General features: G+C 36.4%; 11 protein-coding genes. 4 read left to right on the forward strand and 7 right to left on the reverse strand.

The features are described 5' to 3' along the window. Positions 1-113: 113 nt before the first annotated feature. Positions 114-1,541, forward strand: a complete 1,428-nt coding sequence (gene cycA / locus MTZ49_RS05955; RefSeq protein ID WP_264747435.1) for a D-serine/D-alanine/glycine transporter — start codon at positions 114-116, stop codon at positions 1,539-1,541. A 46-nt stretch (positions 1,542-1,587) separates the two neighbouring features. Here the strand turns inward: cycA and MTZ49_RS05960 are convergent, their stop codons facing one another. From MTZ49_RS05960 to MTZ49_RS05975, 4 genes are all read right to left on the reverse strand, one after another. Next, positions 1,588-2,637, reverse strand: a complete 1,050-nt coding sequence (locus MTZ49_RS05960; protein ID WP_264747436.1) for an NAD(P)-dependent alcohol dehydrogenase — start codon at positions 2,635-2,637, stop codon at positions 1,588-1,590. A gap of 199 nt (positions 2,638-2,836) precedes the next feature. Continuing rightward, positions 2,837-3,226 (reverse strand): 30S ribosomal protein S9, encoded by a 390-nt coding sequence (rpsI, locus tag MTZ49_RS05965; protein ID WP_201091738.1) that lies wholly within the window; start codon positions 3,224-3,226, stop codon positions 2,837-2,839. 15 nt (positions 3,227-3,241) lie between these two features. Then, the gene (rplM, locus tag MTZ49_RS05970) at positions 3,242-3,670 is read right to left on the reverse strand and encodes a 50S ribosomal protein L13 (RefSeq protein ID WP_264747437.1); all 429 of its coding nucleotides are present in this window, start codon (positions 3,668-3,670) and stop codon (positions 3,242-3,244) included. 294 nt (positions 3,671-3,964) lie between these two features. Further along, entirely contained in the window at positions 3,965-4,573 is a 609-nt protein-coding gene (locus MTZ49_RS05975) for a YebB family permuted papain-like enzyme (protein ID WP_264747438.1), read from the reverse strand. A 139-nt stretch (positions 4,574-4,712) separates the two neighbouring features. On the opposite strand from MTZ49_RS05975, the gene MTZ49_RS05980 reads away from it, so the two are divergent. The 3 genes from MTZ49_RS05980 to MTZ49_RS05990 are packed head-to-tail and all read left to right on the forward strand — an operon-like array spanning position 4,713 to position 9,268. Continuing rightward, positions 4,713-4,889, forward strand: a complete 177-nt coding sequence (locus MTZ49_RS05980) for a hypothetical protein (protein ID WP_264747439.1) — start codon at positions 4,713-4,715, stop codon at positions 4,887-4,889. Continuing rightward, a complete protein-coding gene (locus MTZ49_RS05985; protein WP_264747440.1) occupies positions 4,873-7,821 on the forward strand; it encodes a sensor histidine kinase in 2,949 nt (982 codons plus the stop codon). Before MTZ49_RS05980 ends, MTZ49_RS05985 begins: the two co-directional genes overlap by 17 nt. A 40-nt stretch (positions 7,822-7,861) precedes the next feature. Further along, a complete protein-coding gene (locus MTZ49_RS05990; protein WP_264747441.1) occupies positions 7,862-9,268 on the forward strand; it encodes a sigma-54-dependent transcriptional regulator in 1,407 nt (468 codons plus the stop codon). 94 nt (positions 9,269-9,362) lie between these two features. Here the strand turns inward: MTZ49_RS05990 and MTZ49_RS05995 are convergent, their stop codons facing one another. The 3 genes from MTZ49_RS05995 to MTZ49_RS06005 all read right to left on the reverse strand — a co-directional run bounded on the left by MTZ49_RS05995 (position 9,363) and on the right by MTZ49_RS06005 (position 12,391). After that, positions 9,363-9,932 carry a hypothetical protein gene (locus MTZ49_RS05995; RefSeq protein WP_264747442.1) on the reverse strand — a complete coding sequence of 190 codons (570 nt, stop codon included), beginning with the start codon at positions 9,930-9,932 and terminating at the stop codon, positions 9,363-9,365. A gap of 156 nt (positions 9,933-10,088) precedes the next feature. Continuing rightward, a complete protein-coding gene (locus MTZ49_RS06000) occupies positions 10,089-11,249 on the reverse strand; it encodes an AAA family ATPase (protein ID WP_264747443.1) in 1,161 nt (386 codons plus the stop codon). Between the two features lie 41 nt (positions 11,250-11,290). Continuing rightward, complete coding sequence (locus MTZ49_RS06005) at positions 11,291-12,391, reverse strand: anhydro-N-acetylmuramic acid kinase (protein ID WP_264747444.1); 1,101 nt, start codon at positions 12,389-12,391, stop codon at positions 11,291-11,293. Between the last annotated feature and the right edge of the window lie 3 nt (positions 12,392-12,394).

The following is a 12,394-nucleotide window of genomic DNA, read 5'->3' on the forward strand; positions in this document are numbered from 1 at the left end:
ATTTTTATAACAAATTTGTGGAACATAGTAGTAAGATAAATGTTCTATAAAATAAATTTATGTTTTTGTAGTATTATGTGTTCACTTTTTGAATCAGTTATAGGCCATTTACTGTGACTCAGCAACAAAGCAATGATAATGAAACGTTAAATCGTCATCTAAGTAATAGACATATTCAATTAATTGCCATTGGTGGAGCTATTGGTACTGGCCTATTTATGGGCTCAGGAAAAACTATTAGTTTGGCAGGTCCATCGATTCTATTAGTTTATATCATCATTGGTGTGATGTTATTTTTTGTAATGCGAGCGATGGGCGAGTTATTACTCTCTAATTTAAACTACAAATCTTTTATTGATTTTACAACTGATTTATTAGGCCCTATGGCGGGCTTTTATATTGGTTGGACGTATTGGTTTTGTTGGATTGTAACAGGTATTGCGGATTTAATTGCGATTGCTGGCTACGTTGAATATTTTGCACCTAATTTAGCCGCATGGATTCCAGCTATCTTTTGTATTCTAGTATTTTTGATATTAAATTTACTTACTGTGAAGCTATTTGGTGAGCTGGAGTTTTGGTTCGCTATAATCAAAATTGTAGCTATTGTGGCCTTAATTTTAGTAGGGTTTGGTTTTATTGTTTATGGATTTAATACACCATCAGGCACAGTGACTTCCCTTTCTAATATTTGGAATGATGGTGGCTTTTTTCCCACAGGTGGCTGGGGATTTATAGCGGGCTTTCAAATAGCTGCGTTTGCTTTTGTGGGGGTTGAATTAGTGGGAACGGCTGCTGCAGAAGCAAGTAATCCAACCAAGACACTACCCCGTGCAATTAATGCTATTCCTGTGCGGATTATCTTATTCTATGTATTGGCTTTGGCAGTGATTATGTCGGTAATGCCGTGGCGAAGTATAGCACCAGATAAGAGTCCATTTATTACTTTGTTTACTTTTGCTGGCCTTCCAGCAGCAGCTGCAGTGATTTATTTTGTGGTACTGACTTCAGCGGCATCTTCTGCCAATAGTGGCATTTTTTCAACCAGTCGTATGTTATTTGGACTGGCTTTAACCCGTAAAGCTCCTCGTGCTTTTGCTCGGCTATCAAAATCATCAGTTCCTGCTAAAGGCCTATTGTTCTCCTGTGCTTGTTTGCTACCTGGGGCTGTATTGCTGTATTTTAATAACCAGAATATTATCCATGCGTTTACATTAGTAACTACTTTATCGACTATCTTATTTATTTTTGTATGGACATTAATTATTTTCTCTTATATTGCTTATCGTAAAAAAAGGCCAGAACTACATTTAAAATCCAGTTATAAGATGCCTGGTGGTTTATTAATGTGTTATGCCTGTTTAGCTTTTATGATCTTTTTATTAACAGCTTTAGCCTTTAGAGAAGATACTCGCCAAGCATTAATGGCGAGCCCTATTTGGTTTATTATTTTAGGTATTGGTTATTATTTAATTCCTAAATCGGTTAAATCAGAATGGAAAAAGTTGACTGAAGAAGCTTTAGGAACTAATCAAAATTAATTATAAAAACTCACAGGATAAGTTTACTCTGTGAGTTCTTAGTTGTTTAAGGGATTAATACTGCGCGACCTTTAATTTTACCTTGCTCTAGTTTTTCATAAACTTCTAGCGCTTTACTGAGGGGATATTCCTCAATTTCCACGTGAATAACACCTCGTTTAGCTAAATCAATCACTTCCATTAACTCAGTTCTAGCACCCCAATAAGGAATGGTAATGGAGCAACCATAAGGTAGATTGTCAGCTCTAGCTTCTGTTGTGCCAGCAGTTAATTGATAATGTCCACCACCTAAGCCAACGATAGTCCAATGGCTATCTAAACCAATAATTTTTGAACCTAGTTTAATGGTTGGGTTAATACCAACAAAATCAAACACAACAGCACATTTCTTAGAACCAGTTAGTTTAATAATTTGTTCTGCTACATTATCTTGTGTTGTATTAAAGGTGTAATCAGCCCCATGTTTTTTAGCTAGTGCGAGTTTGTCGTTACTTACATCACAAGCAATAATAGTTGAGGCACAGGTAGCTTTTAGAATTTGAATAGCCATATGGCCTAATCCACCGATTCCAATAACTACTACAAAATTTGAAGAAGTTAGTTTACTAGCTGATCGTTTAATAGCATGATAGGGGGTAAGTCCTGCATCTGTTAATGGAGCCGCTTGGCGAGGAGAAAGGTCACCCAAAGGAATGAGTAAACGTGCGGAGGGGACGATCATATATTCTGCCATACCACCATCAAAGCCAATACCGCCACCTAAGCCACCTATTTCTGCTTGGTGGTCACAGTAGTTTTCTTTGGACTCTTGGCAGGGATGACAATGACCACAACCCCAAGGGCCAAAAACTGCCACTGCATCACCAACAGAGTAGCCAGTGACACCTTCACCAAGCTCTTCGATCCAACCTGCGTTTTCGTGTCCTAGAGTAAAAGATGCTTGAGGAAATTTTAGACCATCGTGAATAACATGCAAATCAGAATGGCAAACACCTGCTCCACCAATTTTGATTAAAACCTCACCAGTTTTTGGCTTAGGTTTTTCTATATCAACAATACGGACATCGTTTTTACCATAATATCTAACGGCTTTCATAAGTATCTCCTTACTTTCTTATTGTGGTTATAAATTGCCTATCTCTGGTATTGTAAGGCAGTATGATTTAATAAAAGGGGATAAATGGATACAAGATATTGCCATTTAATGGAAGTAACAGGTATTACTCGAGTTTTATAAATTAGACAAGCATAAAAAAAGCACCCATAAAGGGTGCTTTTGATAACTGCAAAACAGCTTAACGTTTTGAGTATTGTGGACGTTTACGTGCTTTACGTAGACCCACTTTCTTACGTTCAACTTCACGAGCATCACGAGTAACATAACCTGCTTTACGTAATGCACTACGTAAAGTTTCATCGTACTCGATTAATGCACGAGTAATACCATGACGAATAGCACCTGCTTGACCGCTTACACCACCACCAATAACAGTGATGAATAGATCAAAGTTTTCAGTGTTCTCAGTTAACTCTAATGGTTGACGAACTACCATGCGAGCAGTTTCACGACCAAAGAAGTTATCAAGGTCACGATTGTTGATAGAGATTTTACCTGTGCCTTTGCGTAAAAATACACGTGCAACGGCAGTTTTGCGACGACCTGTACCGTAATTTTGAGCTGACATAATCAATCCTGCCTATTAAATTTTCAATTCTTGTGGTTGTTGAGCTGTATGTGGGTGTTCTGCACCTTTATACACTTTCAGCTTACGATACATAGCACGACCTAAAGGGTTTTTAGGTAACATACCTTTAACAGCTGTTTCGATAATACGCTCAGGCGCTCTAATAACTAATTTATCAAAACTGATTTCTTTGATTCCACCAGGGAAACCAGAGTGAGAATAGTATTTCTTATCAGTTGTTTTGTTACCAGTAACTTTAACTTGTTCAGCATTGATAACGACGATGTAATCACCTGTATCAACGTGAGGTGTGTATTCTGGCTTGTGTTTGCCACGTAGGCGTGATGCGATTTCAGTCGCTAAACGACCCAATGTTTGCCCTGCAGCGTCAATAACAAACCAGTCACGTTTAACTGTTTCTGGCTTTGCACTAAAAGTTTTCATTCTTTATAGCCTCAAGACCGCATAATTTAAGCGGCGGATATTAAAAAATATGTGTTTTATAAGTAATAGCCACCATTTCTAACACTATGTGGGGTCGGGGTAATAGTGTGATTTGGAAGCAATTAATCATTCTTTGTTGAAGTAAAGCTAGGCTCAATACTTCAAATTTAGCGGATAATTATCATATCCACAAAAATAGTCGTGTAATTATCCAGATTATCAGCAAAATATCAAGGGGATTTTGCAAAAACTTAATAAAAAGCCTTTGTGTTAGGCTTTTTATTAATAGAGAAATTAGCTAGCTGCCTTATAAAAACGTTGTGAAACTTCTGGAGAACTATCATAAACAGTTTGTAATTTAGGACAGAACCATAAACTAGCAGGTGTTACAGTTTTTCTTTGCCAAGGGATTTTACCAAAGAACCATAATTTCCAAAATGTTAAGTTAGCATTAGGATTGGTTTTTAATAAATCGTTAAAGGTTTCTATTTTACCTAATTCTAGTTGTAAGGCATCTCTGTAAATTTCATACACAAACTTTGAGCAAAACTGTAGTTTTGAGTCAAATTTAAAACCAGTATGGTACAAAATATTCAAACGTTGTGGCACTTGGCTGCAAATAGCTAATTTTTGTTGATCTGATAAAGGCGTTGTTAAACGTCTTATAGCATAGTGTTTATGGTGAGAGCGTTTAACGAATTTAGTTAAAGTGGTAGTTTTTGAAATGGGTACACAACTTTCAGCCACCAAATAGTCATTACCATCATGGCCAATAATGATACCAACGTGATTGCTCCAACAAAGAGATGCTTTGGAGATACTCTGGAATAAATAAGCGGCAACACAGGTAAAGACAATATCCCCTACTTCTAGTGAAGGCACATTCTGATTTGTTGATAACATAACTATTCCTTTATTTGTTTTCTGCCTATATAGTAGAAGTATGCAATGATTTATATTTTTATACAATTGTTAGAAATATTCTGAAATCATACGTTGCTGCATGTAAAATAATCAATTAATACTCATTGGAATCAGCACTATGTATATCTATCGGCTAGTATTATTGTTGATGGTCATTATTTATTTGCTTTCACCCAGTATATTAGATTGGTGGGTGTCAGGTGATAGTGTTTGGTATAAGCCTTATCTGTTTTGGTTAGTAGCTATTGTGGCAACATTGTTATTGCAAGGAAAACATGATGTCGATGAACTTTAGTGTTAGCTACCTTGCACTTATTAGCGTTATTTACTTATTAGTATTATTTGGTATTGCTTGGGTTTCAGAACATAATAAAGTAGCCAGTAAACTAATCAGTCATCCTATTATTTATATATTGTCTTTAGGCGTTTATAACAGTGCATTAACTTTTTATGGCCTAGTTGCATTGGCTATGCATTATGGTTATGGCTATTTGGCTATTGGTTTAGGATTTACAGGAGCATTTCTATTAGTACCTGTACTGCTATTTCCTATTTTAAAGCTTACTCAAAATTATCAACTTTCTTCTTTGGCCGATTTATTTGCTTTTAGATTCCGTAGTCGTTGGGCAGGTATTTTAACCTGTGTCTTTATGTTGATTGGTATGTTGCCCTTAATTGCTTTACAAATTAAAGCAATTACCCAATCAGTAACCATCTTGACTCATCAGACTACTTCACATTGGGTTTCTTTTATTTTTTGTACCTTATTAATCGTTTTTGCTGTGTTGTTTGGTTCAAGGCAGGTTTCGATTCGTGAGAAGCGAGTAGGGTTGGTGGTTGCTGTAGCATTTGAATCGATCGTTAAATTATTGGCTTTTCTAATTATTGCTGGTTATGTGCTATATGGTATTTTTGGTGGTTTTGGTGGCCTAAATGAATGGTTAGTACAAAATAAAGAAGCCTTAGTTAGTTTACATTTACCTTTGCAAGAGGGGCCTTGGCGTGCCTTGTTGCTATCATTTTTTGCGGCAACAATTGTGGCGCCTCATATGTTCCATTTAACTTTTACAGAAAATGTAACACCAAAAGCATTAATGTTTGCTAGCTGGGGAACCCCTCTCTATTTATTAGCGATGGCTTTTTGTGTACCTCTTATTCTTTGGGGAGGACTTGTCCAAAATTTATCCATTGATCCTGAGTATTATATTTTAGGTATCGGAATGCATAATGATAATAACTGGTTATCACTTATTGCTTATGTTGGAGGATTAGCAGCAGGTAGTGGCTTAATTATCGTATCAACTATTGCATTATCAGGGATGTTACTGAATCATGTGGTTTTACCCATGTATACACCATCAGCAAACACCAATATCTATCGTTGGCTGAAATGGCTTCGTCGAACATTAATAGTTATTATTATTTTATTAGGCTATATTTTTTATTTATTAATCCAATCAGATTATACCAACAATGAAATTGGTATAACGGCTTTTATAGCAACCTTACAATTTTTCCCTGGTGTATTGGTTTTACTCTATTGGAAGTTGGGTAATAAAAAAGGCTTTATTGCTGGGCTATTAGCTGGTATGGGAAGTTGGTTTGTGATTATGTTAATACCATTAATCACCTCCATTGACTATATCTCTATTCCTTTTTTAGGCCGTTTTAAGTTATTAGGTGCTAGTGACTGGCATGTCACCAGTATGATTTCGTTGTCGATCAATGTTGCAATATTTTTTGTAGTATCTTTAATTACCAAACGCTCTGAAGAAGAAAAATATGCTGCTGATTTATGTGCAGTAAATACTACTCAGTATGTGCAACGTAAAGAAATGACATTAAGTTCACCACAGGAGTTCGTTAAGGCATTAGAAGTGCCGCTAGGCTATAAAACAGCCCGTAAGGAAGTTGAGAGGGCATTGGATGATTTAGGGTTTACTATTGATGAACAACGTTCTTATGCTTTGCGCCGTTTAAGAGAGCAGATAGAGGTCAATCTGTCAGGATTAATGGGGCCTCACCTTTCGCAGCAAATAGTTGATAAATTTTTAAGTTATGAGTCAGAGCAATTAATTGCCCAAAATGAAGATATTTATTTTATGGAAAGCCATTTGGAAAGCTATGAAACACGCTTAACAGGCTTGGCTGCTGAGTTAGATTCTTTGCGTCGTTACCATCGTTTAACCTTACAAACTTTACCCATTGGTGTTTGCTCTGTTTCTAGAAGTCAGGATATCTTGCTGTGGAATCGAGCTATGGAAGAGTTAACAGGATTAACAGCAGATAATATTGTGGGGGCAAATTTACATTATATAAAAGGTGCTTGGCGTGAGCTATTAATTAGTTGTATGGAGTCTGAGGGTGATCATCTTTATAAGCAACGTATTGATATTAATGGACATAGTCGTTGGTATAATCTGCATAAAGCTACTATTAGTGACACTATTTTAATCAATAGTGGTGGTATGGTTATTCTGATTGAAGATATTACAGACACTTATTTATTAGAAGATCAACTCATTCACTCTGAACGTTTAGCTTCCATTGGTCGATTAGCTGCTGGTGTTGCCCATGAAATTGGTAATCCTGTAACAGGTATTGCTTGTTTGGCGCAAATCATGAGAGATGAGTGGGCTGATAATAAAGAAGTGACAGAAATGTCAGCACAAATTATTGAACAAACTAAACGCATTTCTCGTATTGTCCATTCATTAATGAACTTTGCTCATGCTGGAGGGCAAATTCAAGCAAGTGCGCCCGTTTCATTGTATGAAATTATACAAGAGACCATTCATTTATTGGTGCTTAATAAAGAGAAAAAAGATGTGCAGTTCAATAATTTCTGTAACCCTAAGCATCAAGTTTTAGGTAACTCACAACGACTAACGCAAGTACTTATTAATCTGTTAGATAATGCAAGAGATGCTTCAATAGAAAATGGCATAATTGCTATATCTAGTTATGAGCATGAAAATACCATAGAACTTTGGATTGAAGATGAGGGTGAAGGTATTACAGATGAGATTAAGGATCAAGTGTTTGAACCATTTTTTACCACAAAAGAACCAGGGGTAGGAACGGGGCTTGGGTTATCTTTGGTCTATTCGATTATAGAGGATCATCATGGCAAAATCACCATTAAGAGCCCAGTAAATTTAGATACAAAAAAGGGAACACGTTTTTCTATAATATTACCTAAATATACTGACCATACTATGGTATAGTTGTAGGATTAAGAGTCAGTAAAAAAGTTGTGGAATTTCTATGTCACATATACTACTTGTAGAAGATGAAGTAATTATACGCACCTCTTTAAAGCGCTTATTAGAACGTCATCAATATCAGGTGAGCGAAGCAGGTTCTGTGGCAGAGGCACAAGAGAACTATAAGATTGCTAGTTTTGATTTAGTGATTACTGATTTGCGTTTACCAGGCGCACCTGGTACCGATATGATTAATTTGGCACAAGGCGTGCCAGTATTGATTATGACCAGTTATGCTAGTTTACGTTCAGCCATTGATTCGATGAAGATGGGGGCAGTAGAGTATATTGCTAAGCCTTTTGATCATGATGATATGTTAAGAGCGGTGGCTGAGTCACTGGCTAAAAAACAAGTTAATTCAGATAAGCCTGCTGAAGGTAAACGAGAAACTACTGCTAAAGCAAAAAATAATACAAAAGGGACAGATATAATAGGTTCTAGTCCTTTAATGCAAAAACTGTTTGAAAAAATAGAAAAAGTAGCACCTACTAATTCGACAGTACTTATTTTAGGTGAGTCAGGTACAGGTAAAGAACTGGTTGCGCGTACACTTCATGAGCAATCGCCACGTTTTAAAGCCCCTTTGATTTCAGTAAACTGTGCAGCCATTCCTGAGACTTTAATAGAGTCAGAACTATTTGGTCATGAAAAAGGTGCATTCACAGGAGCAACCAGTAGTAGAACTGGTCTGATTGAAGCTGCGAACGGTGGTACTTTATTTCTTGATGAAATTGGTGAATTACCTCTTGAAGCACAAGCAAGATTGTTGAGAGTTTTGCAAGAGGGCGAAATTAGAAGAGTGGGTTCAGTTGCTTCACAAAAAGTGGATGTTAGATTAATTGCTGCAACCCATCGTGATTTAAAAACCTTGGCAGCAACAGGCGAATTTCGTAGTGATTTATTCTATCGGCTAAATGTGATTAGTTTACAATTACCTGCTTTACGTGATCGCGGCAAGGATATTTTAAAAATTGCACAAAGTTTTTTAGAGCGACAAATGAATGTAATGGGTAAAACTGATCTAGTATTTACTCCAGAAGCAGAACAAGCTATTTTAACTTATACTTGGCCTGGTAATGTGCGTGAGCTTGAAAACGCTGTAGAGCGCGCAGTTATTCTTTGTGAAAGTAATAATATTACTATCGATAATTTAGGCTTAGAGCCTGAGGTTTATGGTTTAGCTAGTTTGGGTGAAGATGAGTTAACCAATATTTTTAAAAAACCTCATGAAGGGGCTATTAATAATAAAGATCCTAAAGAAGGCTTATCTTTAGAAGATTATTTTCAACGTTTTGTATTAGAAAACCAAGATAAAATGACTGAAACAGAGCTGGCGCGTAAGTTGGGAGTTAGTCGTAAATGTCTATGGGAACGTCGTCAGAAATTGGGTATTCCAAGGAAGAAATAAATATGAATAGGTTTACTACATATCATCTGTTGTAGGTAATAAAAAAAATCCCTGTTAGGAACTAACAGGGTGCAAAAAGGTTCTTTGATTCTTTTTAAAATGGGCAGGAAACCAATTCCATGACTCGTGGTTTTAGCATTTTGGCATTAGTGGAGTAGCTAACAGGTTTTCCAGCTCTTTTGCCATGTTGAAACTTAAGTGTATCGCCTGCTAAGTAAATGCAGAGTTTATTTTGTTGTTGAGAGTTAGCAGTCTTATAAGCTTGTACTAGCTGTGATAATTGTGCTTGGACATCATCATCAATCACGATGTTGTAGAGTTGTACATATTCTCGTAAGTTATAATCATATGCAGTCCTGCTGTTGTAAACATTCAGATTAGGATGTTTTTGTTTAATGATCGTTGCATCTTTTATAGGGATAGCAGTAATGAATCCATTTGAAACAGAATCATCTTTTTTGATGTCTAGGTTTATCAATAAATAACTGTCACTTACATATTTTTCTTTTAGGAAGAATAAATTAATCTCAGCATTTGAATCTGTGATGTTAATAACATCTCCTGATTCATGAATTATTTTAGTATTTGAAGGTTTACTTTTTCCCATAAAGAGAAAAAATATAATAATAGCAGCGATAAGAGCAATGGGAATTAATTTGTTCATTCAATATTTTCTCTCTTATTTTGTTATATGTAATGATTACATGTAAGTTTACATGTGAAAAAATATTTATGCAATATATAGAAGTAATATATTTATCAAATTTCTGTAAAATATATACAAGGCTTTGTTTTTAATAATATTATTATTTGTTCTAGATTAGGTGGGCCAATACCAAGCTGGAGTGTCTAACATTCTTTGACCTTTAATTGTGGTTTGTCCCAATACTTTTTCTAGTTCGATGGTATTGCAGTCACTTTGTTGCTCTAGTGCATTAATCAGTCTTTTTGAGTGACTAATAATCCAAATTTGTGAATGTTTACTGGCGTTTATAATAAGTCTTGCTAATGCAGGTAATAAATCGGAATGTAAGCTGTTTTCAGGCTCATTAAGTATCATTAATGAAGGTGGGCGAGGGGTAAGTAAAGCAGCCGTTAATAATAAATAACGTAGAGTACCATCGGATAATTCTTGTGCAGCGAGTGGGCGTAAAATGCCTAGCTGCTGAAGCATAACAGTAAAAAAGCCATCCTTTCTGATTATAAGAGATGAATCAGGAAATGCATCATGGATAGTTTGAGCAAGTAAGTCAGCATCTCCCACCTCTTGAATTGTTTGTAAAGCAGCCGCTAAATCATGACCATCATGGTGAAGTACAGGAGTTCGAGTGCCTAGTTGAGGTTTTCGAGCTGGAGCTTCTTGATCTGTGCGGAAATAGTCATAAAATCGCCAGTTTCTAATGATTTCTCTTAAACGAAATACTTCAGGACAATCACTATGTAACGCTACTTGTCCAAACAGCCCTTCATAATTAGGTGTATGTTGTGTTAAGACTTGCGTTTGGTGTCCATCCTTTACTTGAATAAGGGGACCTTTGCGTTCTACTAGTGTTCGAGTAGGTTTATACCATTCGCCAGCCCAAATCGTTTCATTTTTAATTTCGGGATCTTGGGCAAAAGCTGTTCCTCCAGGAATAGGCTCTGGTAGTCCAAGTGAAATGCTGTATCCTAAATCATCTTCAGTAAAACCTAAGTGGAGCCTGATAGCATTTTGTCGTTTAGTACCTTGAATGGGTACTTCACCCCGTTGCATATTACGACTAATTTTTTCTGGCCCTGCCCATAATACGGATTCCAAGCCACCTTCTTTAGCAATAGCACTAATTACATTGCCTTGAGCAGTTTCTGCTAATAATCGTAAAGCTTTATAGAGATTTGATTTGCCACAGCCATTGGCACCCGTAATTACATTTAGTTGGGAAAGTGGAAATACTAGATTATTGATGGAGCGAAAATTGGCTATAGCTAAGGTTTTGATCATAACGATTTTATATAGGTGAAAGTTTTTGAATATTATACGCGTTATGCAGGATAGATAGCGCCTAATATTCTTAAACCTTTAGCGCCTGTAACAGCAGGGCGATTGGCAGGGATTTTCTCTAAGCAACAGTAAGCAAGCCAGGCGAAGGCCATTGCTTCAATCCATTCTGGAGGAATGTCATAATCTTGAGTTGTTTGTACCTTAGTATTGGTAAGGTTGTGTTGTAAGCGATTGAGTAATTCATTGTTAAAAGCACCTCCACCACAAACAATTAGCTCATCAGTAATGGGTTGGGCTTGTTTAAGTGATTGTACAATGCTTTGTACAGTCAGTTCTAATAAGGTAGATTGCACTACTTCATCTGCTATAGATTGGTTAAACTGAGTTAATTTATTATTTAACCAATCAAAGTTAAATAATTCTCGGCCTGTACTTTTAGGGCCTGTTTTACTAAAAAAATTATCAGCTAAAAATAGCTTAAGTAGTGCCTGATTAGGTTTTGCACTAGCAGCCCAAGCACCTTTATCATCATAGTGTTTATTAAGTTTATAAGAAATCCATGTGTCTAATAAAACATTGCCAGGTCCACAATCAAAACCATGGGTAGTTTGATTGGGTGATAATAAACTTAAATTACTAAAGCCACCTACATTTAGAATAGCACGATATTTGTTGTCATCTTTAAATAGCGCTTCATGATAGGCTGGTACTAGTGGAGCACCTTGTCCAGCTGCTGCAACATCACGTCTACGGAAATCTGTTACTACTGTAATATTGGTAAGTTCAGCTAAGAGTGCACCATTACTAATTTGTATGGTAAAACCACGTTCAGGTTCATGTCTAACTGTCTGCCCATGACTACCAATAGCTACAATATCGCTGCTAGTTAGTTGCTGTTGTGCTAATAAATGATTAATTCCTTCAGCCGCTAGCTGCGCCCATTGTTGTTCGGCAATGGCCGCTTTCGCTAGCTCATCATTACCACTGCTACATAATATAAGTAAATCATCACGCAATTGCTCAGGCATAGTGATGTAATGATTGGCAATAAGTTGGCTAGGTAAATGGGGCTGTTGGTCAATAAGAACAATATCTAGTCCATCTAAACTAGTGCCAGACATTATTCCTATATAGTAAGCCATAGA

Source organism: Entomomonas sp. E2T0, assembly GCF_025985425.1.
GTDB lineage: Bacteria > Pseudomonadota > Gammaproteobacteria > Pseudomonadales > Pseudomonadaceae > Entomomonas.